Annotated in this window: 24 protein-coding genes; 16 read left to right on the top strand and 8 right to left on the bottom strand. The window is 42.9% G+C overall.

Annotated features, from left to right (window positions below; genetic code table 11):
• Window positions 1-12 precede the first annotated feature (12 nt).
• Together ACEQZT_RS15275 and ACEQZT_RS15270 are read right to left on the bottom strand one after the other, a co-directional pair.
• On the bottom strand, window positions 13-603 hold the full coding sequence (locus tag ACEQZT_RS15275; protein WP_372530168.1) for a hypothetical protein: 591 nt from the start codon (window positions 601-603) through the stop codon (window positions 13-15).
• Entirely contained in the window at window positions 603-1106 is a 504-nt protein-coding gene (locus ACEQZT_RS15270; protein WP_370090324.1) for a DUF4293 domain-containing protein, read from the bottom strand. Before ACEQZT_RS15270 ends, ACEQZT_RS15275 begins: the two co-directional genes overlap by 1 nt.
• A 191-nt stretch (window positions 1107-1297) precedes the next feature.
• Here ACEQZT_RS15270 and truA point away from each other — a divergent pair, with 191 nt between their 5' ends.
• Genes truA through ACEQZT_RS15255 form a run of 3 tightly spaced genes read left to right on the top strand, consistent with a single transcriptional unit; the run spans window position 1298 to window position 4361 of the window.
• Window positions 1298-2029 (top strand): tRNA pseudouridine(38-40) synthase TruA, encoded by a 732-nt coding sequence (gene truA / locus ACEQZT_RS15265; RefSeq protein ID WP_372530167.1) that lies wholly within the window; start codon window positions 1298-1300, stop codon window positions 2027-2029.
• 4 nt (window positions 2030-2033) lie between these two features.
• Window positions 2034-3803, top strand: a complete 1770-nt coding sequence (locus ACEQZT_RS15260) for an ABC transporter ATP-binding protein (RefSeq protein ID WP_370090322.1) — start codon at window positions 2034-2036, stop codon at window positions 3801-3803.
• A 21-nt stretch (window positions 3804-3824) separates the two neighbouring features.
• A complete protein-coding gene (locus ACEQZT_RS15255) occupies window positions 3825-4361 on the top strand; it encodes a hypothetical protein (protein ID WP_370090321.1) in 537 nt (178 codons plus the stop codon).
• Here the strand turns inward: ACEQZT_RS15255 and ACEQZT_RS15250 are convergent, their stop codons facing one another.
• Window positions 4362-6146 carry an ABC transporter ATP-binding protein gene (locus ACEQZT_RS15250; protein ID WP_370090320.1) on the bottom strand — a complete coding sequence of 595 codons (1785 nt, stop codon included), beginning with the start codon at window positions 6144-6146 and terminating at the stop codon, window positions 4362-4364.
• Window positions 6147-6273: 127 nt separating this feature from the next.
• Here ACEQZT_RS15250 and ACEQZT_RS15245 point away from each other — a divergent pair, with 127 nt between their 5' ends.
• From ACEQZT_RS15245 to coaE, 7 genes are all read left to right on the top strand, one after another.
• Window positions 6274-7374, top strand: a complete 1101-nt coding sequence (locus ACEQZT_RS15245; RefSeq protein ID WP_370090319.1) for a Glu/Leu/Phe/Val dehydrogenase — start codon at window positions 6274-6276, stop codon at window positions 7372-7374.
• An 86-nt stretch (window positions 7375-7460) separates the two neighbouring features.
• Window positions 7461-8627, top strand: coding sequence for a transcription antitermination factor NusB (nusB, locus tag ACEQZT_RS15240; protein ID WP_370090318.1), 1167 nt, complete (start codon window positions 7461-7463; stop codon window positions 8625-8627).
• A gap of 11 nt (window positions 8628-8638) precedes the next feature.
• Window positions 8639-8935 carry a YtxH domain-containing protein gene (locus tag ACEQZT_RS15235; protein ID WP_370090317.1) on the top strand — a complete coding sequence of 99 codons (297 nt, stop codon included), beginning with the start codon at window positions 8639-8641 and terminating at the stop codon, window positions 8933-8935.
• Between the two features lie 137 nt (window positions 8936-9072).
• Window positions 9073-9612: a DUF1573 domain-containing protein gene (locus ACEQZT_RS15230; RefSeq protein WP_370090316.1), complete on the top strand. Its 540-nt coding sequence runs from the start codon at window positions 9073-9075 to the stop codon at window positions 9610-9612.
• A 75-nt stretch (window positions 9613-9687) separates the two neighbouring features.
• On the top strand, window positions 9688-10014 hold the full coding sequence (gene yajC / locus ACEQZT_RS15225; protein ID WP_370090315.1) for a preprotein translocase subunit YajC: 327 nt from the start codon (window positions 9688-9690) through the stop codon (window positions 10012-10014).
• A gap of 6 nt (window positions 10015-10020) precedes the next feature.
• Window positions 10021-10953, top strand: a complete 933-nt coding sequence (locus ACEQZT_RS15220; protein WP_370090314.1) for a hypothetical protein — start codon at window positions 10021-10023, stop codon at window positions 10951-10953.
• Window positions 10943-11542 carry a dephospho-CoA kinase gene (gene coaE, locus ACEQZT_RS15215; protein ID WP_370090313.1) on the top strand — a complete coding sequence of 200 codons (600 nt, stop codon included), beginning with the start codon at window positions 10943-10945 and terminating at the stop codon, window positions 11540-11542. Before ACEQZT_RS15220 ends, coaE begins: the two co-directional genes overlap by 11 nt.
• Here the strand turns inward: coaE and ACEQZT_RS15210 are convergent.
• The 4 genes from ACEQZT_RS15210 to ACEQZT_RS15195 all read right to left on the bottom strand — a co-directional run bounded on the left by ACEQZT_RS15210 (window position 11528) and on the right by ACEQZT_RS15195 (window position 17869).
• Window positions 11528-14089 carry a hypothetical protein gene (locus tag ACEQZT_RS15210; protein WP_370090312.1) on the bottom strand — a complete coding sequence of 854 codons (2562 nt, stop codon included), beginning with the start codon at window positions 14087-14089 and terminating at the stop codon, window positions 11528-11530. The genes coaE and ACEQZT_RS15210 overlap by 15 nt on opposite strands.
• A 244-nt stretch (window positions 14090-14333) precedes the next feature.
• Window positions 14334-15485, bottom strand: a complete 1152-nt coding sequence (locus ACEQZT_RS15205; protein ID WP_370090311.1) for a hypothetical protein — start codon at window positions 15483-15485, stop codon at window positions 14334-14336.
• Window positions 15482-16624 carry a hypothetical protein gene (locus ACEQZT_RS15200; RefSeq protein ID WP_370090310.1) on the bottom strand — a complete coding sequence of 381 codons (1143 nt, stop codon included), beginning with the start codon at window positions 16622-16624 and terminating at the stop codon, window positions 15482-15484. The genes ACEQZT_RS15205 and ACEQZT_RS15200 overlap by 4 nt, the downstream gene beginning before the upstream one ends.
• Before the next feature lie 114 nt (window positions 16625-16738).
• Window positions 16739-17869, bottom strand: a complete 1131-nt coding sequence (locus tag ACEQZT_RS15195; RefSeq protein ID WP_370090309.1) for a DUF2911 domain-containing protein — start codon at window positions 17867-17869, stop codon at window positions 16739-16741.
• Between the two features lie 122 nt (window positions 17870-17991).
• On the opposite strand from ACEQZT_RS15195, the gene ACEQZT_RS15190 reads away from it, so the two are divergent.
• From ACEQZT_RS15190 to ACEQZT_RS15180, 3 genes are all read left to right on the top strand, one after another.
• Entirely contained in the window at window positions 17992-18741 is a 750-nt protein-coding gene (locus tag ACEQZT_RS15190) for a TMEM175 family protein (RefSeq protein ID WP_370090308.1), read from the top strand.
• Between the two features lie 75 nt (window positions 18742-18816).
• Window positions 18817-20427 (top strand): hypothetical protein, encoded by a 1611-nt coding sequence (locus ACEQZT_RS15185; protein WP_370090307.1) that lies wholly within the window; start codon window positions 18817-18819, stop codon window positions 20425-20427.
• A 216-nt stretch (window positions 20428-20643) separates the two neighbouring features.
• Window positions 20644-21636 (top strand): CBASS cGAMP-activated phospholipase, encoded by a 993-nt coding sequence (locus ACEQZT_RS15180; RefSeq protein WP_370090306.1) that lies wholly within the window; start codon window positions 20644-20646, stop codon window positions 21634-21636.
• Here ACEQZT_RS15180 and ACEQZT_RS15175 read toward each other — a convergent pair.
• Window positions 21633-22172: a TIGR00730 family Rossman fold protein gene (locus ACEQZT_RS15175; RefSeq protein WP_370090305.1), complete on the bottom strand. Its 540-nt coding sequence runs from the start codon at window positions 22170-22172 to the stop codon at window positions 21633-21635. The genes ACEQZT_RS15180 and ACEQZT_RS15175 overlap by 4 nt on opposite strands.
• A gap of 147 nt (window positions 22173-22319) precedes the next feature.
• On the opposite strand from ACEQZT_RS15175, the gene ACEQZT_RS15170 reads away from it, so the two are divergent.
• The 3 genes from ACEQZT_RS15170 (at window position 22320) to ACEQZT_RS15160 (ending at window position 25154) form a co-directional block, all read left to right on the top strand.
• Window positions 22320-23321 carry a pirin family protein gene (locus ACEQZT_RS15170; RefSeq protein WP_370090304.1) on the top strand — a complete coding sequence of 334 codons (1002 nt, stop codon included), beginning with the start codon at window positions 22320-22322 and terminating at the stop codon, window positions 23319-23321.
• A gap of 93 nt (window positions 23322-23414) precedes the next feature.
• The gene (gene dinB, locus ACEQZT_RS15165) at window positions 23415-24620 is read left to right on the top strand and encodes a DNA polymerase IV (RefSeq protein ID WP_370090303.1); all 1206 of its coding nucleotides are present in this window, start codon (window positions 23415-23417) and stop codon (window positions 24618-24620) included.
• A gap of 54 nt (window positions 24621-24674) precedes the next feature.
• Window positions 24675-25154, top strand: a complete 480-nt coding sequence (locus ACEQZT_RS15160) for an endonuclease domain-containing protein (RefSeq protein WP_370090302.1) — start codon at window positions 24675-24677, stop codon at window positions 25152-25154.

Below are 25154 nucleotides of genomic sequence, written 5' to 3'. Positions count from 1 at the left end.
AGGTTGGCAGAATTAACTAATCAATTGTACGATTAGAGTAATGCCGAAAAGCCACCCTGTATATAGGATTGTGTATTTAAGAGCATGGGTTATGGAAACTAGTAAATTTCCTTTGGTAGTTCGAGATTTATAAAGAGCCATAATCATGGCGCGGATGAATATCCAATAAAGGGAGGCAAAAATGATAAAAAGAGAAATCCAGAATATTGCTTCAAATAAAACGAGCAGAAGTATCAAAATAATCGCCATTCCAATCCATATAAGAATTGAGATAAAAAAACCTCCTATTCCATCACCACCATTAATATCAAGGTCTGGCAATCCCGTACCAGATCCAGGCCCACTAGAATTAAAAATTAGTGAGCCGAGCTTATAGCTCTGAATTTTAGGATAATTATTAGTGATTGTTACTCCCAGGTATAAAAAAATTGAGAGAGAAATAAATAGGAAAAAGGCAATGATTGACAGTGATATGTATAAATTATTTGATATTGATCTATTGTATTCAATCCCAGTGAAATAGACAGTGATACATGTGACTATTATTGTTACTAATGCAAGGAAAAATAGCGATTTTCCTCTAACTGAGGGTACTGATTTCATCACCTAATCCGATCCGCGCTTCGTACCAGCTGCTCATCTTTTCGAATGAAGCGGTTAGCCAGGAAGTTGTTGAGCATAGCAACAATTGGGAGGTAGAAACCAATAAGAAATGTTCCCTGCACTTGCGGGTCAAACAGTTGGTTGGCTTTGCTGATGTAGAGATAAGTGCCCACCAAAGTGCCGGCAGTGATCAATGAAAATAAAGCATTCAGCTTCACCTGAGTCATTCTGTTTTTGTATCGGGTGACAGAGAACAACATCACCAAAGCGGCCAGGATGGCGCCAAGTGAAAGTAAAAATGTGTTTTGAGTTCCGAGCAGCTGCACCTCACCAGTCTCCGTCAGGTGCTGCTCATACCTAAGCGTAAAGGCATCCATGATCGCATACTCACGCTTTTCCGCCTCGTATTGTGTGTCTGACTTTTCCCAGATGGGGAAGAAAAGCATAAGTATCATCGCAAGTGCTGCAATAGTCATGAAGATGGTTTGTACTCGTTGAAGCATATTAGTTTGTTTGAGAACTTTATTAGAAAGTCATTCTGAACTTGTTTCAGAATCTACCCACGTAAAATCAGGATGAAAGATGCTGAAATGAATTCAGCATGACCCCTTTAAAAACATAATCATTGCAAATATGAACGGAAACGATCATCAAATGGAAGGAATCCTACAATTTTGTCGCCGTGAGGTATTTCATGGACATCAGTTACCGCGGCACCAACTTCAATGGCTGGCAGATTCAGCCCAATGGGGTGACGGTACAAGAGGAAATTGAGAAAGCGCTCTCGACTATTCTGAAAACTGAGACTTCAATCCTCGGTAGTGGGCGAACGGATACGGGGGTTCACGCCGTGCAGCAGGTCGCACATTTTGATGCGGAAGGGATAGACCCAGAAGATCTGACATTCAAGCTCAATTCATTTCTTGGCGAGGATATATCGATCAATGGAATACGACCGGTAAAAGACGATGTGAGTGCGCGATTTGAGGCTACCTCTCGTACCTATCACTATCATTTGCACCAGGCGAAGAGTCCGTTTAAGCAGGGGGTGTCCTACTATTTTAGACCTGAGTTGAATGTGGAAGAAATCAATGCTGCCTGTGAAATAATTGAGGGATGGCAGAACTTTGAGTGCTTTAGTAAGGTTCATACCGAGGTAAACAACTTCAACTGCGAAATCTTTGAGGCGAAGTGGGTGCAGGATGGAGCCACTCATTTATTTGAAATTTCAGCGAATCGTTTTTTGCGAGGCATGGTGAGAGCGGTTGTTGGGACATTGATCGATGTGGGGCTTGGAAAAACCTCATTGGATGATTTCCGTGAAATCCTGGCGAGTAATGATCGCAGAAAGGCAGGTAGAGCGGTACCGGCAGAGGGGCTGTTTTTGCAAAAGGTCGTTTACCCGAAAGACATTTATTTAGACTAGGACATTGGAAAAAGAAAAGGCAAGCGGAAATATTGTAGATCTGACAGTCCTTAAACGACTGTTCGTCTTTGCGAAACCCTACATTGGCATTTTCTATTTTCTGGTCTTTCTCACCATAGCCTTGAGTGTGGTGGGCCCATTGCGCCCGCTGCTTATCCAAAAAGCCATTGATAACAATGTAGCTCAGGGAGACTATCCCGGGCTAGTAAATATGATCATGCTCTTGATTGGGCTACTCGTTATTCAGGCGATTGTGCAGTATCTCCACACGTTTTATTCCGGTTGGTTGGGTCAGAATATCATCAAAGACATTCGCATCAAGCTTTACCGCCACATTCAGGGCTTGAGATTAAAGTTTTTTGATAAGACACCTATTGGAAGGTTGGTGACTAGAAACATTTCAGATATTGAAACACTAGCTGAAGTTTTCAGTACCGGGATCGCCGGAATCATTGCAGACGTCATGCAGCTACTCGTAATTCTTGGCTTTATGTTTTGGATGAATTGGTCGCTAACACTTGTTAGTTTGTCACTCTTACCAATCTTAATCTTTGCGACATACATTTTCAAAGAAAAAATCAAAGTGGCCTTCAATGAAGTGCGTGCTGCTGTCTCCAACCTCAACTCATTCGTGCAGGAGCACATCACGGGCATGAACATCGTCCAGATTTTCAACAGTGAGAAGCGAGAGTTTGAGAAGTTTAAGGAAATCAACAAGGAGCATAGAAAGGCGAATATCAATTCTGTGCTGTATTACGCCATATACTTCCCGGTTTCGGAGGTGATTCAGGCGGCTGGGATAGGACTGATTGTTTGGTACGGCGGAGGGCAATTGGTGCAAGGAAATGTAGAGTTCGGGATGCTGATCGCATTCATTTTGTACCTGCAAATGTTCTTTCGTCCGATCCGAATGATCGCCGATCGATTCAACACCTTGCAGATGGGGATTGTGTCCTCGAACCGTATTTTGGATTTGCTGGACAATAATGAACACATTCAGGACAATGGCGATTTCCGACCTGATCATGTTAAGGGTGATGTGAGATTTGAGAATGTGTGGTTTGCCTACAATGATGATGACTATGTGCTGAAGGACATTTCTTTTGAGGTCAACTCAGGGGAAACCATCGCATTAGTTGGCGCCACAGGTGCAGGAAAATCTTCGGTGATCAATCTGCTGAGCCGGTTTTATGAAATCAATAAAGGCAGTATTTATGTGGATGGCACGGAGGTTCACAAGTATGACTTGGCTAACCTGAGGAACCACATTGCTGTCGTACTTCAGGATGTCTTTCTGTTTTCAGATTCCATCTTTAACAACATCACGTTGAAGAATCCGGATATTTCGCGAGAGAAGGTAAGAGAAGCGGCTGAAATGGTAGGAGCACTTCCTTTCATTGAAAAACTTCCGGGAGGTTTTGATTACAACGTGCAGGAGCGAGGAGCTACACTCTCGGTGGGTCAGCGCCAGTTGATCTCCTTCGTACGGGCGATGGTGTATGACCCCAAAATCATTGTGCTGGATGAGGCCACATCTTCGGTTGATACTGAAACGGAAGAGTTGATTCAATCGGCTATTAAAAAGATGATGCATGGACGCACGTCAATTGTGATTGCGCACCGTCTTTCCACTATTCAAAATGCCAAGCAGATTTTGGTACTGGATAAAGGCAGGATCGTGGAGCGAGGAAACCACGATGAGTTGCTGGAAAAAGATGGCTATTATGCGCAACTCCACCAGATGCAATACAAAGAGGTTGCAAAAGCAGTTTAATTCAGCTTTATATTTGACCTCATGAAGCGAGCCAAGCTAATCTATTCATCCATCATCATCATTTGCCTGATCATCATTTCGTGGAGCACTTACTACACGTTGGGCGGTTTTGAGCCGGTGGAAGTGTATGTAATGGAAGGCAAAGAGCGGACGGTGATCGGGAAGGAGTATTGGGAGAAACATGATTACGAACTTTTGAAGAAGCGATACCATGAGACCAAGGCTCAAATTGATTCCGGAAGACTGAAGGGGCAGGTTGCCATTGTTTTTTATGATCAGGAGGAAGAAAGTGATACTGCCCATTATTTTATTGGCGCCTATACTGACGAAATAAAGGATGTACTCCGTGTGCCGGCAGGCTACTCGTACAAAGAGTTTAAGACGAGCAAGGTTTTCAAAGTATTTCTTACGCGACACTGGTTGGTTGGGGCATCCAGAGAAGAGGTCGATCAGTTGATGGAAATTAAAGCGATAGAGGAAGGAGTGGTTTTACAGCCTTTCACGTTCGACTTGTATTATGCTGATCAGTCCAGAAGCACGGAACGCTGGGCCAGATAGTTAAGCCACTTCCTCGCCGGCAAGCTGCTTGTCGTGCAGCTCTTTATATGCTCCACCTTTTCGGAGCAATTCATCATGAGTGCCCTGCTCCACCACTTTTCCATCGTCCAGCATTACCACCTTATCGGCCAGTTTGGCAGAAGATACTCTGTGTGAAATAATGATGGAAGTTCTGCCCTGCATGATTCGCTGCATGGCATTTAGGATTGCATTTTCAGTTTTCGTGTCTACAGCCGAGAGGGCATCATCCATGATGAGAATTTTAGGCTCTCTTGCAATGGCTCGCGCAATAGAAACTCGCTGTTTCTGGCCACCTGAAAGGGTGATCCCTCGCTCACCCAGGCGTGTTTGAAAACCATTTTTAAAGTCTCTGATATTGTTGAGGAGGTCGGCATCCTCAGCAGCCTTTTCAATTTCTTCTTTGCTCATTGCACGATTCCCAAAAGCAATGTTGTTCTCGATCGTGTCTGAGAAAAGGAAGACATCCTGTGGTACATACCCGATCTGGCTTCTGAGTGACGAAATGTTGTATTCTTTCACTCCAACATTATCTACCAGTAGCTGACCGCTATCAATATCATAAAGACGACAGACCATGTTGGCTATTGTACTTTTTCCGGATCCGGTCGTGCCCACAATGGCGATTGATTCACCGGGCCTCACATCAAACGAGACATTTTTTAATGCCTGAATGCCAGAGTCGGGATAGGTAAAACTTACGTCATCGAAAATGATATGTCCGTCTATTTCACGCTCGATGTTCTTCTCAGAAACAATGTCTGTTTTGGTGTCCAAAAATTCATTGATCCTTTTTTGAGATGCTGCTGCTCGCTGAATAATGGAGGTAATCCAGCCAAGGGCTGTCACAGGCCATGTCAGCATATTCACGTAGATGATAAACTCGGCAATGTTGCCCGTGCTCACCTCTCCATTGAAAACCTGAATGGAACCAACCCAGACAGTCAAAATCACGCTTAGACCTATAAGCGCCATTATCAAAGGCATAAAAAGCGCCTGCACAAACGCCAGCTTCAGTGATCTGTCCCGGTACTCAACACTTTCAGTTTCAAAGTTTTTAGCCACTTCTTCTTCTCTTACAAAAGCTTTAATAACCCGAATACCCGAGAATGCCTCCTGAACGTAAGTTGATAATCCTGACAAGCTTTCCTGTATTTCTGTAGATCGTTTGTTGATGATGTTGCTTACAAAATAGATGCTGAGCGAAAGAACTGGCAGAGGCAAAAGGGAATAAAATGTGAGTGTAGGATTAATGGAAATCATATAAGGAATCACCATCAAAAAGAGTGTGAAAAGATTGATGCCGTACATGATAGCCGGGCCAATATACATCCGCACTTTGCTCACATCCTCCGAGATACGAGCCATCAAATCCCCTGTATTATTCCTTCGGTAAAAGCTCAGCGGAAGCGTTTGATAATGCTCATAAATTTCGTTTTTCAAATCATACTCAATGTGACGGGACATCACAATGATGGTCTGACGCATGAAGAAAAGAAATACACCTCTCAGAAGTGCAGAAGCCAGAATTAATATGGCGAGAATTATAATACTGGAACCGATGATTCCAATGGTATTTTCCTGAAGCTCAAAACCCTCGAAAGACGAAAATATACCATAGCTACGTTGAAGAATATCGAAAGCATATCGAACAATTACAGCAGGTACAATTGCAAAGAAATTTGCAATAATGATAAATAAGGCACCAAATATTAGGTGAAACTTATACTTGAGCAGGTATTTATTGAGGTAGCCTAGGTCTTTCACGAAATTTTATAAAGGCTTGATTACCAATTGGTTTTAGTTAAAATGGAATATTTTTGCATCCCTTTTTCACATTAGTGCAACCGCACTCGGGAAAGAAGGTTCAAAATTAGAATAAAGTTCATTTACAATGATAGACACACAACCCGAAGTAAGATCGAACAGCGTGTTCGATCAGATGGCTAACCTCCAGCATGAGCAAGTAGTATTTTGCAGAGACGAGGAGACAGGCCTTAAAGCAATCATCGCAATTCACAATACCGTTCTTGGCCCCTCAATGGGCGGTACCCGAATGTGGAATTATGCCTCTGATGAAGAAGCATTAAATGATGTATTGAGACTTTCCAGAGGAATGACTTTTAAATCTGCATTGGCAGGATTGAATATTGGTGGTGGAAAGGCTGTGATCATCGGTGACGCACGAAAGATGAAGAACGAGGCATTGATGAGACGCTTCGGAAAGTTTGTAAATAGCCTGAACGGAAAATATTATACTGCTGAGGACATGAACATCACCATGCGTGATATCGAGTACATGAGCATGGAGACTCCATATGTAGTAGGTAAGCCGGAATACATGGGTGGCTCAGGCGATCCTAGCCCAATGACAGCTTACGGTGTATACATGGGAATGAAAGCCGGAGCAAAAAAGGCGTATGGTCTTGACTCACTCGGAGGGAAAAACATTCTTGTGCAAGGTGCTGGTCAGGTAGGAAAATATTTGGTGGATCACCTGATCGAGGAGAACGCAAATGTTTTCATTGCAGATATTTTTGAGGACAAAATCAAAGCAATCACCGACAAGCACTCTAAAGTTTCTGTGGTGGACCCTAATAAGGTGTTCCAGATGGAAATGGATATCTATGCTCCATGTGCCATGGGCGCCACACTGAACGATGACACCATTCCTGAACTGAAATGTGCAGTGGTAGCGGGAGCGGCAAACAACCAGCTGGCGACTGAGCAGAAGCACAGTGCTATGCTGAATGATCATGGTATCGTTTACTGCCCTGATTTCTTGATCAACTCGGGAGGAATCGCCAATGTTTATCATGAGTACCTGGGCAATTACAATAAAGACAGAGTGATCGCCTCGACAGAGCACATCTATGATGTGTGCTTAGACGTGCTTAATCACGCTGAGGAAAACAAAATTGGTTCTCATGAGGCAGCATTGGAACTTGCGCTTCAGCGAATAGACAAGGTGGGAAAAGTAAAACTTGGAGAATAAATTATAATCCGAGAACTTCAGCATCCGAAAGAGGACGACTGCAAATATTTGAAATAAGGAAGAAGTAAGGCGAAACGCCAAAAAACATGCTAAATAGAAGGATACTTAGGGTAAAAGCAATGCAGGCTTTGTATGGACACTACACTGCGGTAGAGTCCATGAAAGAGGTGAAAAGAAATGAGTTGGAAGAAATGCACGCACTGGATCCTGCAAAGCATGACTTTGCTGATAAGGCTCTCTTTGAAGCTAGGAAAAAGCAGGCAGTGAAACTCTTCAATGAAAATTTGCTGAAGGGGAAGGTAGAGAAGGCTGATGGCGTAGAAGAAGAGGTGGTGCAGAATGTAAACAATGCGCTTTCCGAATACGAAAGCCTGGTGCACAAAGAAGCCAGGGTTCGTAAAAATGAGATGATGAAGGAAGCTGAACGCCTGCAAGACACCTATATCAAGTTGTTACTTCTTCCTATCGAAATTGAGCAGCGAGAAAAGCTGGACAAGGAAAAAGAGGATAAAGCTTACATAGCCAAGGAGAAGAAGGTATATCCTTTCATTGGTAACGAACTTGTGGCAAAACTCAAGGAGTCCGAGCTTCTTCAAAAAGAAGCTGCCAGATCTGGGATCAGCTGGGACAATGAGCATCAGGAAATTAAAAGCTGGTATCGTGAGCAGATTCGAACGGCTGAATCATTGAGTCATTTCTTTGGTGGTACTAAGCCCAAAGACGCACCTGAAAATGACATTGTTTTGGAGCTGTTTAAGCGTGTTGTCTTTAAGAATGATGCGATTACATCTTATTTGGAGAGCAACCATCTGCAGTGGTCTGAAAATCAGCCCATCATCAAAAGCATGGTGGTGAAAACCATCAAGGCTATTCAGGACGGTGAGGAGTTTGAGCTGGCTGAGCTTACCAAAAATGGTGAAGATGATTTCAAGTTTTTGGAGCGACTCTTCATGGATTCAATCAATCAAAATGAATTTTTGGAGGAGATAATCCAGAGCAAAACCCTGAATTGGGATGTGGACCGGATTGCACTTACGGATCGTGTTATTCTTAAAATTGCTTTAGTGGAGATGATGAATTCCCCAAGTATTCCGGTGAAGGTGACCATAAATGAGGCTATTGAAATCTCAAAAATGTACAGCACTCCAAAAAGTAAACAATTTGTAAATGGCGTTTTGGATGTACTCTCAAACGAACTAACTTCGAGTGGTAAAATTCGTAAGAGCGGTAGAGGCCTTATCGATAATAAATAAACACAGTAATCATGAGCAGATCAGGCGGTTCTTTTTTCGCATTTCTTTTAGGAGTAGTCACAGGTGGTGTGCTGGGTATCCTCTATGCACCGGATAAGGGCACCAACACCAGAGACAAACTCACTTATCAACTGGATAAGCTGAAAAAGCAACTGGAAGGCTTTGTAGATGACGTTGCTGATGGAAAAGCCGTATTCAATAATGACGCAAAGAATCAGGGAGAGAAAATTGTGAAGGACGCAAAGGATAAAGCTGAGCGATTATTGGATGACGTAAATGGGCTGATAAACCAAATCAAGAAGGACTAAAGTCCACCCCGTTAACATTTCATTAAGACTTTTGAAACCATATCTTTTGTAGATTTGTAATTCAACTGGTAAAATGTAAATGATGAATGAGTCTTCTCGGACAAATTCTTCAAAAGACATTAAAAACAACTAGACAAATGAAAATAGCAAAAATCTTTTTAGGAGTAATTGTGGCAGCAGTACTTTCCAGCTGTGGCAATAGTGAGTTAGAGTCAAGAATTACTAAGCTTGAAGGCAGAGTAGCAGCACTTGAAGGCAAAGGAGGAGTAGCGAAAGCGAACCCTACTGCAAATCCTATCGCTGTAAACAATCCAACGCCAGCAGCTACAACCCCTGCTGAGAAGCCGGATGGACCACTTCCAACAATCAAGTTCTCAGAAGAGCTTCATGATTTTGGAACGATCAAGGATGGAGATGTAGTAGAGCACGTATTTACATTCGTAAATGATGGTGAAGCTCCATTGATCATTTCTGACGCAAAGGCAACTTGTGGATGTACTGTGCCTGAGTGGCCTAAGCAACCAATCGCGGTGGGTGAGACTGGTGAAATCAAAGTAAGATTTAACAGTAAGAACAAGCCAGGTGTTCAGAACAAAACTGTAACACTTACAGCAAATACATGGCCTACTACTCAGCGAGTAAGAATCAAAGCAAATGTGGTGAAGGAGGGAGAATAAGCCCGCTTACCACATCAAATTTTATTAACATTGTCCCGGCATTACGCCGGGATTTTTTATTTCAAATAACAGAAAATGAACACAGTTTTATTACAAGCAGGAGGAGGCAGTGACTTCACCTCTTTTTTGCCAATTATTGGTATGATTGCTATTTTTTATTTCTTCTTTATTCGTCCACAGCAGCGCAAGCAGAAGGAAACGAAAAAATACCTTGAGGAAATCAAGAAAGGAGACATGGCCGTGACCGTAGGTGGTATCCATGGAAAAATAGTAGAGGTATCTGACACGACTGTGCTACTGGATGTAGATAGAGGTACTAAATTGTTGATTGAAAAATCTTCGATCTCTCTGGAGGCAAGCAAGCGCTTGAATACAAAAGACGAGAAGAAAGACAAAAAATAATATCAGATGGGTATACCCAAGATTTTAGGAAACTGGAAGGTAGTGGTGCTCTCATTTTTGGGAGCCACTACCTTTTGGTTTTTTAGCGCCTTGGGGAAAGATTACAACTCGCGCATCAAGTATCCCATTGAATTTGTTTTTGATCGGGACAGCCTAATTGTGGTCAAGCCACTACCAGAGTACGTAGATATTGATGTTTCAGGTGGAGGCTGGGATTTGTTCCGAGAGTCCTTTTGGTTTGGAAGCAATCCCATCGTTATAGAATTGGACAACCCTGCTGCTATTCGATACCTGACCAGACCTACCATTATGCCGATCATAACCGATCAGCTGGATGAGTACCGTATTAACTTCCTTTTCACCGATACCCTTTTTATCAACATAGATCAAAGGATCTCTAAGCGTGTGAATTTAAAAATTGACTCATCCAAAATCAGTATGGACGAAGATTATCGGATCGTATCGCCTATTGTCCTTTCACCTGATACAGCCATCATCTCCGGCCCCACCAGTTTCATTGATACGTTGAAGGGGGATTATTTCATAAAGCTGGATGCTGAAGGCATTGATAAAACATTTGACAGGTTTATAAAACTTGGCTTCCCTGAAAACATTGGAATACAATCAGATCCACCTACAGTAAATGTTAAATTCCTGGTAGATCAATTTGACAAACTGGAATTAGCAGCAAAGGTGGAGATGCAGAATTTCCCTGGAGATTCATCCGTTTATGTCACGGATCCAAACATCATTGTTCGCTTCGTGGTGCAGCAGCAGCTACGTGAAGATTATTTTGCAAGCGACTTTAAAGTGGTGGTGGATTACAACTTGATCAACAAGGCAGATTCAACCGCACCGGCCATTGTTCTTTTCCATCCGGAAAATGTGATAGAGGTAGAAACAATGCCGGATTCTCTTTCCATCACTTATGAAAAATAAGCCACCAATAGTGGGAATTACTGGCGGGATTGGCTCAGGCAAAACCACCATCTGTAAAGTGTTTGAAACACTTGGTGCCATTACGTACTATTCGGATGACCGAGCAAAATGGCTGATGGAAAATGATTCTAAACTGATAATAGGTGTTAAAGAATTGTTTGGAGAAAAAGCTTACCAAAACGACAAGCTGGATCGTAAACACATCGCAAGTCAGGCTTTCAAGGATAGCTCGATTTTAGAAAAATTAAACAACATAGTGCACCCAGCCGTGGCTCGAGATGTAGAGGAGTGGGCAAGCAAAAATCAGAACGCTAAGCTTCTTCTTAAGGAGGCTGCTTTGTTGTTTGAAACCGGATCATACAAATCTCTTTATAAAACAATTCTCGTTACCGCTCAAGAGGAGGTGAGAATTGAGCGTGTGACCAAACGAGATGCCCATCGAACGAATGAAGATGTAAGAGACATCATCCAAAAGCAGATGAAAGATGAGGAGAAAATTCCTTTGGCAGATTTCATCATCGAAAATGACGGAACAAAATCTGTGATTAAGCAGGTGATGGATGTATACAATCACCTAATTGTCACATAGAATTTTATCAAACTCGTCCAGAGTATAAGCCTTTGATAAAATCAACTCCCCTTTCTGATTGATGTAGCTTACCACGTGAAAGCCAGCTTTATCCAGATGTTGATCTGCAAAGAACAGAGGATCTTCAGTTGTGCCAATGTTGAAAATATCGGTAAACTCAGATTTCAGCAGTTCTCCATACGTATTGCTGAGCAATCCATACTTCCCATTTTTCACATAGCGATAGATCGACTGAACATCATTTTTGATGAGCAACTTCATGCTCTCAACAGGCTCGGCAGCAGGTTCTTCGTTGAGGTCGACAATATGAAACATATGGTTCTTTTTTACGAGATAGGTGGTGTCGTTCCAGGGTTGTATCTGATCGTAGGAAAAGGATAGTTTCTGAGATTTCGCATGGTCTATCACTCCATACTTTCCATCTTTCTTAGCGAGATAGTAATTACCTAACCTTTCTACTCTAGCCTCATATTCTGTGGCAATGAGCTCATTGATCAGCGGATCGTAGCAGCCAATTTTTCCCTTGATCAGCGTAAGTACTAGGCCATTTTTTTCATCGATTGTATCAAAGACAGGATTTAATACCCAGTCTCCATTTACATGAATCAGGCCTTGTTTTCCACGAATTTGCACCCTCACAAGTGAGTCATTTAGGAAAACTGTGTTTTCAAATGTTCCGGCTAGAAGTTGAGAGCCGTTTTCATCGTAGAGTGTGGTCTTCGACCCATCGGATATACTTATGAATTGAGGATGATTTTGAAAGGTGCGAACCTGCTTTCCATCTACAGGTATGGCCTCTCCAGATGAAAATAGCAACTTGCTTGAGCCTTCTTTGATAAGGATAGCCGAGTAGGCATTCACGAGCTTGATTGAATCATACTCACGGGAGGGTTGCAGATCTTTATTTCGAGGTATCAGCATCCAATCTTTCTCTGTTTTTAGAGCCAGCCACCCTTCGTTCGATTCAAGGTAGGGGTAATGTCTGTCCATAACTTCTGCTTCCGACTTGTTGTACAGTCGATATCCTTGATCAGACTTTAGATACCAGCCCGACGCTTCGGGATTAATCTCATAATTTCCCCAGGGGATCAGGAAGTTGAGTGTGGAATCGAGCAGGCATTCGCGGCTATCTCTAAAGCCAATGAGTGCATTTTTGTTGACCAACTCAATATCATCAAACTTGAATTCGAGTGACAGTCCTTTCTCCTCAATTTCTTTTAGGATCAATGGTTCGGTATAAACGGCAAGCAGTCCATTCTTTTCAAATACCCAAAATGATTCCGTTTTATAAATATCATCATAAATGCTTTGTGCTATCGGCAGACCCAGATAGGTAAATAGTCCCCATTTGTCGCCCTGCTTCACCTTTATCCATTTATTTGCCAAAATGGAGGCATCCAGCACAGGTTGATTCAGAATTTTGAACCCACTTTTATGATATAGGTACCATTTGCCCTGCTGCATCACAAGGCCTGCATCTTTATTTATGCTTCTGTAGTCATCAACATCTTTTAGGATAACCTGTCCGCTTTTAGAAACAATTAGTCCGGCATCACCACTACCTACAAAAACCCAATCGTCAGTGATGAGTTGGCATTTGGTAGGATCTTGAATGTCCGTGTACAAATTATTGATTTGTTGCTTGCCGTTTTGGTCATAGAAACCAATTAGCCCTTGTTGCATTACCGGGTAAATCCGATTTTTTGAGGAGTAAATAACCTTTTGGAGTGAATCTGCGAACGGGTGTTGAATGTTGTTCTTGTCTAGGGTCAGGTAGTAGAGGAGATCCGCTGCTTTCTTTTTTAGGGATTTGGAGGAAGAGAATGAAATAAAATCTCTAAATCTTTCTTCCTGGTGCGAGGCGGTAGAAACTTTCAGAATGTAGCCTTCTATTGCCTTCCGCTGACGCGTATACGGATACCTTTCAAGAAACGAATAATAATCTTTGAGTGCACCTTTCATCACCAGCTCTGAGACCCGCATGTCATCCAGGATCGAATCTGCTTTGGGTTTAAAGATCGAAGTTGGATGGCTTTCAATAAATTGTACCAATTGACTTTGCGAATTAGAATTTTTCGCAATTCTGAACTCGATACTATCAGACTTATAGGTAAGTAAATCTGCATAGATGGAATTGGGAAATTTCTTCTGAAAGGTGCTAATGGCATTTACGGACAAATCATTTAGCGTATTTTGAAATGCACGATCCCTGATTCGCTCCAGAAGGTTGTTGACCATTTCCAGAGTGATTCCATCGTCAATGACCTCCTGTTTTAATTCAGGAGAAGCTTGATCGAACAAACGCTTAGCCCGAACAATCGCTACTCTGGCAGTATCAATGTTGTACTTTACAAAATCTCTCTCAAAAAAAAGAAGTGCGTGGTAGTAGCTTATGCCGGGGTTTTTAGGTTCCTTTTCATAGCCTTTACTGATCAGTTCTAGTACCTTTTCATATTCCTTTTTTTCCATGGCTTTTTGGATACGATCCAGCGTTCCAAAAACGAGGAGTTGAGAAAAAAGCAGGATATATACCAGTGGCTTGACCATATCAATGGCAAATTAACGCATGAAAATCACTCAAATCTGACAAGTGGGTAACAAACATCACCAATAGAAAAATCCTTGATATTTACGTTAATTATTAAAATCAAATTAGTATATTTACTATCTACATTTACAGGCGAGTAAATTAGGCGGTGATTAGATTCGACACTTGTCGGATCGAAAGTTCGATCCAACCAGCACATTGGGATCGGCTATGGGAGTACGAAGGTGCTCCCTTTTTTTGTGCCTAATTAACGCTAAATGAAATTTTTAGCTCTTCTTTGGAGGGTGAGCGCTCGGTCCCCTCAAGATCAAACGCATAGTGTGGAGTATTGCCACAGACATCCTCAAGTCTTGGGTCAATTAGAAGCTCCAACTGACTGGATCCTTCGGCACGCCAAAAAATCTGGAGTTGCTCGGGGTTATTAAACTTAACCTGTGTTGGCAATATCTGTCTACCAGGATTACGAAGAAAAAGCATTCGCTGAGCCAGAGGCTGATCTAGCGGATGATCGGTTACCACGGTCAGAACGCCAATGTTGTTGTTCATTTCCGCTTTTAGTGCCCAACTATTGATGTTCATCGCACCCCTAAGAGGGTTTGATGCCTTTATTGTTTGAGAAAAACTTTGCTTTAAAGGCTCCCCACTAGCGCCTTTCCAAGCATTGCTTATTCTTAATGTATAGCTATTTCCGGCTAGCAGCACATCTCCCTGAGTCACATTTGGCCCTACACCTTGCTTTACTCTACCAGGATGTAGCAGCAGGGTTAGTCGGGTGTGATTGATATTCCACAATCCTTCTGGTATAATCACAAATGGATCCACAAGTGGTTGGCCATTTTCATTCTCTATGGTGATGAAGTCGTACGGATTTTCAAGCCCCATTGGAGAGGAGAAATGGACGTAAAACCGTAGGAGATTGGCAGGAACTTCTTCCAAATCCGGCGTGAAGGAAATCACTTCGGGTTGTGTCGTTTCTGGCGGCTCAAATGAGGCCACATCACTGTATACATTTTGATCTTCAATAGGATCTGAAAGCAAAAGAGCAAGTTGAGGATATGAAAAAGTGACCAAATAGTTGATTTTGGGATCCGGCAGAAACTTAGGTGTGAAAGAAAGGTGATTGTTCTCGATGCTGTATTCACCCAATACCGCTGGAGCATTTGGACTGGTCTTGATGTAAAAGAAGGAAGACCATTCCTGAAAAGTGAAGTTCTTGCTGTTGATAAGCTTCACTATTTCTTCTGGCACCAGTCGGGTGGTGATGGTTCCGTACCGATCAGATGTTGGTAATGTTTTAGCAGTGAAGTAACTCTGTGCGCTTACTGCGAATGAAAACAAAAAGAAAAGGAGGCCTAAAGTGCCTCCCTTGATAATTTTAGATACTATTTTGATCATGGATAAAGCCACTCTTTAGATAGTGAAGTTAATGCAAGCTTGCCGTTTGGCAGTCTTTGGGTGGACAGAATATATTTTTCATTGAAATCTGCGAGTTGCTGAACACCATTTCCTGATCTGGGAGTGTACTTTACTCCCGATAGGTATCCTTGCACTTCTTCTGTGATTTCACCCTTGTAGTTTGCTACATCAGTCGGATCAAACAGTAATAAAGGCAAGGCACTGTTCGACATCAGAATATAATCTTTTCCCTTGTTTTGATACAGTACCATATCGATGGGGAAGTTCCCCGACCCAAATTCAGCTACGGTGCGCCCCTTTACATGTTGGCCGTCCTCCAGTTTGGTAGCATCAATTGTGACAAGCGGAGTACATAAATATGCGGCGAGAAGTTGCTTTTGGTTGTTTAGCTGATAGGGCAAAAATGCTCTCACAGGTGAGGCGGTTTCCCATTTTCCATGTGCTCCATGAAATATTTCCAAAGTATTGGCTTTTACATCACTGGTGAAAGGATAGGGTACTGTCCACATTGCTGACCTAAACTCTTCATTCGATAATCCAGCGATATACACCTTGTCGCCATCAAAAGCGATATCAGTGATTGCATCTGAGCGGAGCTTTGCACCCTTTTTCCATCGGTGCTCGATATCTGAGGCGACAGGATTGGGGATGGCTGCACTCGAATAATCTACATTTTCTAGGCTAGCCTCTGACATGTCACCGGAAGGGGTGATTCTAATTAGTATACTTGCATCCTCCAGATCGTTTGGCGTTTCCCATCGGGAAGTCCACTTGGCTCGCCCTCTGGATACACTCAGGTACACATTCTGCGAAATAGGGTTGACGGCCATATCATGGATCATGATATTATCTGCTGTGGTGCCCAGCATGCCAGCAAGCTTACCTTCCAGGTCTTCAATGTTCAGAGCCTCTTGATTTGAGCTGTTCTTTTTGTCATTGAGGTCTACTGCATAGATTGACCCTCCCTTCGAGTCACCAATGAAAAGGATGCCATCATCATTAAACTCCAAAACTGAAATGGAAATAATGTCCGGGGTGCCTTTTTTCATACCGGGATCTTTCGCTAAAGTGCTGAACGTAAAGAGCCCAAGTGCTAAAATTGAAATTGTACGTCGCATGGATAAATATTTTAAGTGAGAATTCATTGTACGAGTCTTAGTCCTGTCGAGTTTTTCAGTGTAAAAAAGAAAGCCCACCATAGGGTGAGCTTTCCGGTTATGTTGGTAGTGAAATTAGTTGATGTCCTGATTGTTCTTCAGCTTTTCAATATTCTGATCTATGATAGGCCCATTCACAGTATCTCCAGCAGGGAGATTAGCCTTAGCCAGCTCCAAATATTTTAATGCTTGCTTGTAGTTACCCACTGCTGAGTAGCCTCTGGCTAGTCCGTAGTTGGTGGGCCAGGCACCTTTGTTTTGTTTGTGATTGTACTTGAAGATTTCCAGCGCTTTTTCTTTTTGACCTGCTCCAATCAATTGTCTTCCATATTGGTGGATAGCACCAGCGGTAGCTCCTGGCAGTTTTATAGCTTCATCCATTACGACCGAAGCTTCATCTGTCTTTCCTGCTGCTGTCAAGACAGCTCCTTTGGTAGACATAGTAGCCCAGTTTTTCTGACCGAAAAATGGGGCGTTTATTGCAGCATCAGCCCACTGAATAGCCTGATCATGCTCACCTACTCCGGAGGCATACATGGCTGCTGCTGCATAATTTTGGAATGTAAACCCGGCCTGATTGTTTAGTTCTGCAGTAAGTGCTTCCATATGAGCACCCACGGGATCTGCAAGCTCGATCTTGATTGGAAGTTTTTTGTCACCCCAGATTAGAGCTACGGTAGTCGAGGTATTTTGACGATCAACAAAGTCATAAGTGAGCCATTCACGAGCTTCTGCATCTTCAGCTTCCACCTCTACCCTTAGGGCATCATTTTCCGGTTTATAGAAAAAGCTTCCCCAGTGATTGTTGTCCTTTGAGAAAATGACCGTCCATGGGCCATCTTCAGCGGGAGCCACAAAGAATCCATATTTACCGGCTGGTAAATCCTGGCCTTCAATTTTTACATCATGTGAAAAATAGAAAGTGGTATTTTGATCCGCTCCAGCTCGCCAGGGCGATGGGTTTTCTGCTGTACTCAGCCCAAATCCAAGGTTATTAAATCCATAGGGCACTACACCGCCATAGATGGTTCTTCCTCTGGCTCCAGGGCTGCTGTATTCTATAGCAACCTTACCCACACCACCGATGTGCTGTTTCACATATGATCGCTGACTACCTCCACCTGGAGGTGTGCTTAGCTGAGCTAACCCTACAAAACTCACGAATGAGAGGACTAGCATTCCAAAAAATTTTCTGTTGTAGTTCATGTATGTTGAGAGTTGGTTTCCAAATAATTAAAAACGCCCGCCACTCCTTTGGCCTTTTTATTTTCTTTCAAGGGAAAATATTGTACGTGAATGGTTATCATTGAGTACCTAATCAGACGTTTATGAGGAATTTGAAAGATCAACTTGTAGGTCTCGATTCAAACTTCAGGTATCGTGGACTCAACCAAACGCGTATTGAAACCTTCAGCGACGCTGTTTTTGCGGTAGCGTTCACATTAGTTGTATTGTCATCATCCGTCCCCGAGACATTCATGGAGTTGAGGAAGTCAATTCATGATATCATTCCTTCCTTTATTTGTATTGTGCTCATCGTGGTAATCTGGTATCAACATTACCAGTTTTTTCTTCGATACGGTCTTCAAAACATAAAGACCGTCACCGTAAATACCTTTCTTCTCTTTTTAGTGCTTATCTACATTTATCCACTGAAGTTTCTCGCTCGATTCCTTGTGGAACTCTACTCCGGGTTGATTTTTGGAAAGCCTGATAACTTTATGGATGGCTTTGGCGGAGAGATAAATAGTGAGAATATGACCTTGCTCATGACTGCCTATGGTGCTGGCGCAACCTTGATTTTTCTTGCAATGACCTGGCTGTACAGGCATGCTTATAAGAAAAGAAAAGAGCTGGAGTTGAATGAATATGAAACTTTTCAAACCAAAGTAAGCCTGGTTCAGAATCTTCTCATGAGCTCAATTCCTTTCTTATCAACCATTATTGCATTCTTTCACCCCTTTGGTCATGGAGGGCTGAATTTCGGAACTGCAGGCTTCATCTACATGCTTTACCCTCCCGTGATGATCATTTTTGGATACATGGTCGATAAGAAATCAAAGAAACTTTTTGGGTAGACAACATACCCAATTTATGGTATTGGCATTGGGTTGAATAATGTGGAACTTTAATATTCACCCGACACCCATGCTATGAAGAAAAAATATGCAGACCTGCATTGTCACCCTCATTCACGTGCCTTCCACTGGATGCGCCACACCAAAAATGAACAGAGAGCTGATAAATATCACCCATGGAATATTGTTCTCAGCAATTTTAAAAAACAGGAAAAAGGTAAGCGAGCCTTTAGCTATTCACAGTGTGATCCTGTGAAGCTGTGGAATGGTGAAGCCAAGCTGGTCTTCGCTTCACTCTACCCTTTTGAAAAAGGTTTCTACAAGGGTGGAGAGATCGATCAGAGTAAGCTAATCAGAATTCTGGACGTGCTGGCAACTTCGGGGTTGGGACTCTTAAATCCACTCAAGTGGTTTCAGGCCATTTTTGCTTTTGCAACCGGCGCACCCACCATTCTAAAAATAGCACGGGCATTTTTACAGTCGCTTTTGATGCGGATGCCTATACGAAGAATTAAGCATTTCATTTCCAGCGATTACGACTACTATGAAGAGTTGGTTTTGGAGAGGGATTTTCTGCTCAGCAAGAGCGGACATGATACGCGCAATGAAATTTACATTCCAGGGATTAAGCGGTTGTTTAAAAGTCCCAGCAAGCTGAGAAAGAAATATCCCGAATCCCTCGACGCAACGGGCAGGTATATCGTCTGTAAGGATCATAGCGAAGTAAAATCTACACTGGACAATGATCAGATTGCGATGGTGCTTACCATTGAAGGCATGCATGCATTGGGCACTGATGTAAGTCTGGATAAAGTTGAAGATCGGATTATGGAAATCAAGCAGTGGCCAGTGCCAGTGTTTTTCATGACGTTTGCTCATCACTTTAATAATTTTTTGGGTGGGCATGCGCATAGCTTCCCAGACGCCCTTAGAATCTTATCAGATCAGACCGACGGGATGAATGGCGGAATGCTCCCAGAAGGGGAAAAAGCGATTAAACTACTTCTTGGATTAAATGAAAACCTGAATCAGGATCCATCGCTAGGTCGGCGAATACTCGTTGATTTGAAGCATACGTCTGCCTTGTCTCGACAATGGTATTATGAGAAAGTAGTTGCTCCATGTTTGGGTAAAGAAGACACCATTCCGGTGATTTTGAGCCATGTAGGATATAGCGGATGGCAAACGCTGGACGAAGCGATTGCCTATGCAGGCCAGGAAAATGATCACGAGCTTAATGATGGATTCTATCCATGGAACATCAACGCATGCGGTGAAGATGTGATGTGGGCAGCTAAAACCGGAGGTTTGGTTGGGATTTGCTTTGATCAGCGAATTCTCGGAGATAAGAAAGATAAGGTGAAGAGCATTGATCTAATCTGGAAAAATTTGAAAGCGATGGTTGATGCGATTTTAGAGAATGGTGAATTGAATAATGAACAAAAATCGAAATGCTGGAGCTACTTCACGTTGGGTACAGATTTCGAGGGATACATTGATCCGACCCAGGATTATGGGAACTCTCTTTTGTTTGATGATTTTGAGAAAGACCTGTATGAAAAGGTTCACACCCTCAAGGAAATCGATGGGGCGAAATATCACCTTGCTGATGACAATGATGTGGAAAAAGCTGTTAGAGGCATTTGCTTTGACAATGCCTATCATTTTCTTGAACGGAACTTTTAGCTTTCGATATAATCCGCAAATAGTTCGGTGAATTGTCACGTTTTCTGAAAGATTACCATAATTAGGGTATTGATAATCAGTGATATAACTAGCGAACTTTATACCTGAATAAAAACACTACAGTTATGAGAAAATTATCCCGACTAGCTTTTGTTGCTTTAGCTCTGCTTTTGGCTTTCTTTGGATTCAAGAAAGTAAAAGTGAATAAAAACTAAAATGGCAGAATTAAAAAAAATCCTTTCCATTGATGGGGGAGGTATCAGGGGAATTATCCCCGGTCAGATTTTAGTAGAAATAGAAAAGGAGTTTGGTGTAGAAGTAGCTGCCGATTTTGATCTGGTGGCAGGAACAAGTACAGGAGGCATTCTGGCTTGCGCCTTTCTCCTTGAAAATCCTAATCAACCTCATACTCCAAAATTTAAAGCGGAAGAAGTAGTAGGTCTCTACTTTAAAAAAGGAGATGCCATTTTTGATGTGCCATTTTTTCATAAAATCCGTACGGCTGGAGGCATCCTTGATGAGAAGTATCCGGCAGATGGAATTGAAGAGGCCCTGCAAGAGTACTTTGGAGATGCATGGCTTAAAGACCTGCTCAAGCCTTGCATCGTCACGTCTTACGATATTATCAACCGAAAGGGACATTTCTTTGGTCAGCACAAGGCGAAGAATGACCCTGACTACAATTTCAAAGTGAAAGATGTGGCCCGTGCCACTTCCGCTGCACCAACCTATTTTGAGTGCGAGCAGATCATGTCTGAAAAAGGGGGAGCCTTTACCCTGATCGATGGAGGAGTTTTCGTAAACAACCCGGCGCTTGTTGCCTATGCTGAGGGTAGAAATATCTTTGAAATTGAGGGAGAAGAAGCCACAGCCAAGGATATGAAAATTTTATCTATTGGAACAGGATATACCAGAAAGTCATATCCGTATAAAAAAGCGAAGAAGTGGGGAATGGCAGAGTGGGTACAACCCGTGATTGACATCATGATGTCCGGAGCTTCGGAGGTTGCCCACTACCAACTTAATAAAATCTACGGCACCATAGATAATCCTGATCAGTACCTTCGAATTGATGGTGACCTGAAAACCACAAACATTGATCCCGATATGGATTGTGCTACACAGGAAAACATGGGCAAGCTAAAGGCATTTGGCCAGCAGCTGTTTGAAGAGAATAAAGAAAGGATTAAGGAGTGGCTTGAGATTTAATTCTCAAAAAGTCGTGAAATAAGTTTAATGGGCTCTTTCTCCACAATTGCCTGATCATGAAGTGATTTATACAGAAACCCTTGCTCTTCCATGTGGTCGAAGAAGGCGATGAAATGGTTGTAGTAGCCATTGGTATTGAGGAATGCGCAGGGTTTATTATGATAGCCAATCTGTGCCCAGGTCATCACTTCAGTCATTTCTTCCAGGGTGCCTACCCCTCCCGGTAAGGCAATAAACCCATCAGAGAGATCAGCCATCAAAGCTTTTCGTTCGTGCATGTCTTTGACCCGATACAGTTTAGTGATGCCTGTGTGGGCTACCTCCATTTCATAGAGCTTGTCTGGGATCACTCCGGTAATGATGCCATTATTCTCCAATACGGTTTCTGCTACCACACCCATCAGTCCTACATCTCCTCCACCATATACAACCTCAATTCCTTTCTTTACCAATACTTCGGTAAGTTCTTTGGCTGCTTGTTTGTAGGCAGGATCATTACCCATTTTTGATCCGCAGAAAATGGCGATTCGCTTCATGCAGTAAAGGTAAGAAAGCTCTCAGCATGTTTTTAGTCATCCTGAACTGCTCTTATTAGATTCTGAAATAAATTCAGAATGACCAAGCTGCTTTGGAAGTTTGAACTCTACTCGATGGTTAATAGTTTATCTTAAAAATTGAATACAATGTCAGCAATCAAGCAAATCAAGCCGCTCGGGTTTCCATGGGAGACACAAGATCCGTTTCTTTTTTGTGTGTATCACCGAGATCTTTTTCCAAAAGGAAATGATGAGCTGGGACCCGATCCTGAACATCTTAAAGGGAGAATGATCGGGCAGGATTTTACCATCAAAGATGGCTGGCGAATGTATCATGGTAGCAAGGTGCCCGGCTTCCCACAGCACCCGCATCGTGGTTTTGAAACGATCACGGTAGTTCCGGAAGGTTTGGTGGATCATTCGGATAGCATGGGAGCCACCGGAAGGTTTGGTCAGGGAGATGTGCAGTGGATGACGGCCGGGAAAGGGGTGCTGCATTCGGAAATGTTCCCATTGGTGAATGCAGACAAAGACAATCCGCTTTTGCTTTTTCAGATCTGGCTAAACCTCCCTCGAAAAAGCAAGTTCGTAGAGCCACACTACAAAATGCTGTGGGCAGAAGATATCCCTATTCACAAAACCGACGATGCTCATGTCACGATTGTTGCCGGAGACTTCAATGAAACAAAATCACTCGATACTACGCCTGATTCCTGGGCATCAGACCCTGAAAATGGGGTAGCGGTTTGGCTGATCAAAATCAAATCAAACGGGCAACTAGAACTTCCAACTGCTGATGAGGCAGTGAACCGATCGATCTATTTCTACAAAGGAGATACGTTGGAAGTGGATGGACAAACCTTGACTGAGCAGCAGGGAGCTGACCTTCATGCCGAGCAAAAAGTTGTACTGAAAAATGGGAGTGAGGAGGCACATCTGCTCTTACTTCAAGGCAAACCAATCGGTGAGCCGGTAGTGCAGCAAGGACCGTTTGTGATGAACTCTCAGGAGGAAATTTATGATACCATCCGCGAGTATCAGCGAACGCAGTTTGGTGGCTGGCCCTGGCCAAAAAACGAATTTGTGCATCCTAGAGACAAAGGTCGCTTTGCCCTCCATGCTGATGGCAGGGAAGAGGTGAAAAGCTGATCCCATTTTATCCAATAAAAATCTATTAGAAAAAGACCATCAATAATTACTAATATTTTTAGTATTACTAAAATAAGTAGTTAATTTTAAGGTATGGAGCGGTCTATTCTTCACATGGATTTGGACACGTTTTTCGTGTCTGTGGAGCGGTTGAGGGACAGTCGACTGGAGAAAAAACCTATTCTTATCGGGGGGTCGAGTGACCGTGGCGTGGTGGCGGCCTGTAGCTATGAGGCGCGTAAGTTCGGCATTCATTCGGCCATGCCGATGAAGTTGGCCATGCAGCTCTGTCCGGAAGCGATTGTGATCAAAGGGAGTCATACGGATTACACCAAGTTTTCCAATGATGTCACCGAGATCATTAGTGAAAATGTTCCCGTTTTTGAAAAGACCTCCATCGATGAATTTTATGCCGATCTGTCGGGGATGGATCGGTTTTTTGGATGCTACAAAATGGCCAGTGAACTTAGGGAAAAAGTGATCAAGGAAACGAGGCTTCCGATTTCTTTTGGTCTTTCGATCAATAAGACGGTTTCTAAAGTAGCCACCGGAGAGGCTAAACCCAATAACAAGCTATGGATCGAGACCGGCAGGGAGCGAAATTTTCTGGCGCCACTACCTGTCAACAAAATTCCAATGATTGGGGATAAAACCCACCAAACGTTGATTGGTCTGGGTGTGCGATTGGTACGGACCCTTCAGGAGATGCCACGTGATTTGCTGGCACAGATTTTTGGGAAAAATGGCATAGCGATGTGGGAAAAAGCCAACGGGATTGACAACTCACCGGTGATTCCTTATTCGGATCGGAAGTCGATTTCCACTGAGCGTACCTTTGATCAGGATACGACGGATGTTGTCAAGCTAAGGGAGATTATTTTGGCTATGACGGAGCATCTCGCATTTCAGCTTCGATCCGAAAATAAACTCTCTTCATGTGTGGCCATCAAGATCAGGTACGCAGACTTTAATACCTACAGTCAGCAGATAAGGATACCGTATACCTCTGCAGATCATATCCTTATTCCGAAAATTTTGGAGCTGTTTGATAAGCTTTATGATAGACGCCTGAGGGTTCGATTGGTGGGTGTTCGCTTCAGCAGCCTGGTGCATGGAAATTATCAAATCAACTTATTTGAAGACACAGGAGAGATCATCAATCTCTATCAGGCGGTTGATCGCATGCGAATGAAACACGGAGACCGCTCAGTGGTGCGCGCTAAGACGGTGAACGTGAAAGCATTGCGGACATTTAATCCGTTCAAAGGCGACTTGAGGATTTCGAAGAAAGCGGGCTGAATATCCCCCGCTGGCGGGGGTAGGGGGTGGATTTAATGAACTAATGAATAAGTAATGAAGTCATCTAACCAAAACAACTACGGATACAACAAAGCTTTAAAGACAAATGCCAATAGGTTAAGAAAGGAAATGACTAAAGCAGAGGCTTGTCTTTGGAAATATGTCCTTAGAGCCGGGGGTGTAATGGGGTTCACTTTTCGACGGCAAAGACCTGTGCTGGATTACATCGCTGATTTCATGTGTAAGGATTTGATGCTCATTATTGAAGTTGATGGAATTACGCATAGCTACGAAGAAGTTGTGAAAAGAGATCATAAGAAACAGGATCGGTTGGAACAGGCTGGGTTTAAAGTACTTAGATTCTCTGATGAAGCAGTTTTAACTCAAATTAATAGTGTAGCTCAAGCTATTGAAAATGAGGCAAGGCAAATTATGTTTCATAATAATATTCCGCTTCCCAAACCACGGAACAGGAAAAGGAGTATTTCCTCCCCCTTACCGCCTCCAGAGGGGGAAACCAGCCAAAATGAGTAA

Origin of the sequence: Ekhidna sp. (genome assembly GCF_964218185.1) — a bacterium.
GTDB lineage: Bacteria > Bacteroidota > Bacteroidia > Cytophagales > Cyclobacteriaceae > Ekhidna.
The sequence above is the reverse complement of the archived record's forward strand: the minus strand, read 5'-3'. Positions and strand labels throughout refer to the sequence as shown.

Bases quoted from the DNA above. Each gene is read 5' to 3' on its own strand.
- nusB (WP_370090318.1), top strand. From the start codon at position 7,461: ATGCTAAATAGAAGGATACTTAGGGTAAAAGCAATGCAGGCTTTGTAT.
- ACEQZT_RS15275 (WP_372530168.1), bottom strand. From the start codon at position 603: ATGAAATCAGTACCCTCAGTTAGAGGAAAATCGCTATTTTTCCTTGCA.
- ACEQZT_RS15200 (WP_370090310.1), bottom strand. From the start codon at position 16,624: ATGCGACGTACAATTTCAATTTTAGCACTTGGGCTCTTTACGTTCAGC.
- ACEQZT_RS15175 (WP_370090305.1), bottom strand. From the start codon at position 22,172: ATGAAGCGAATCGCCATTTTCTGCGGATCAAAAATGGGTAATGATCCT.
- ACEQZT_RS15195 (WP_370090309.1), bottom strand. From the start codon at position 17,869: ATGAACTACAACAGAAAATTTTTTGGAATGCTAGTCCTCTCATTCGTG.
- ACEQZT_RS15270 (WP_370090324.1), bottom strand. From the start codon at position 1,106: ATGCTTCAACGAGTACAAACCATCTTCATGACTATTGCAGCACTTGCG.
- truA (WP_372530167.1), top strand. From the start codon at position 1,298: ATGGACATCAGTTACCGCGGCACCAACTTCAATGGCTGGCAGATTCAG.
- ACEQZT_RS15220 (WP_370090314.1), top strand. From the start codon at position 10,021: ATGGGTATACCCAAGATTTTAGGAAACTGGAAGGTAGTGGTGCTCTCA.
- ACEQZT_RS15205 (WP_370090311.1), bottom strand. From the start codon at position 15,485: ATGATCAAAATAGTATCTAAAATTATCAAGGGAGGCACTTTAGGCCTC.
- ACEQZT_RS15235 (WP_370090317.1), top strand. From the start codon at position 8,639: ATGAGCAGATCAGGCGGTTCTTTTTTCGCATTTCTTTTAGGAGTAGTC.
- dinB (WP_370090303.1), top strand. From the start codon at position 23,415: ATGGAGCGGTCTATTCTTCACATGGATTTGGACACGTTTTTCGTGTCT.
- yajC (WP_370090315.1), top strand. From the start codon at position 9,688: ATGAACACAGTTTTATTACAAGCAGGAGGAGGCAGTGACTTCACCTCT.
- ACEQZT_RS15185 (WP_370090307.1), top strand. From the start codon at position 18,817: ATGAAGAAAAAATATGCAGACCTGCATTGTCACCCTCATTCACGTGCC.
- ACEQZT_RS15190 (WP_370090308.1), top strand. From the start codon at position 17,992: ATGAGGAATTTGAAAGATCAACTTGTAGGTCTCGATTCAAACTTCAGG.
- ACEQZT_RS15180 (WP_370090306.1), top strand. From the start codon at position 20,644: ATGGCAGAATTAAAAAAAATCCTTTCCATTGATGGGGGAGGTATCAGG.
- ACEQZT_RS15245 (WP_370090319.1), top strand. From the start codon at position 6,274: ATGATAGACACACAACCCGAAGTAAGATCGAACAGCGTGTTCGATCAG.
- ACEQZT_RS15255 (WP_370090321.1), top strand. From the start codon at position 3,825: ATGAAGCGAGCCAAGCTAATCTATTCATCCATCATCATCATTTGCCTG.
- ACEQZT_RS15160 (WP_370090302.1), top strand. From the start codon at position 24,675: ATGAAGTCATCTAACCAAAACAACTACGGATACAACAAAGCTTTAAAG.
- ACEQZT_RS15210 (WP_370090312.1), bottom strand. From the start codon at position 14,089: ATGGTCAAGCCACTGGTATATATCCTGCTTTTTTCTCAACTCCTCGTT.
- coaE (WP_370090313.1), top strand. From the start codon at position 10,943: ATGAAAAATAAGCCACCAATAGTGGGAATTACTGGCGGGATTGGCTCA.
- ACEQZT_RS15170 (WP_370090304.1), top strand. From the start codon at position 22,320: ATGTCAGCAATCAAGCAAATCAAGCCGCTCGGGTTTCCATGGGAGACA.
- ACEQZT_RS15230 (WP_370090316.1), top strand. From the start codon at position 9,073: ATGAAAATAGCAAAAATCTTTTTAGGAGTAATTGTGGCAGCAGTACTT.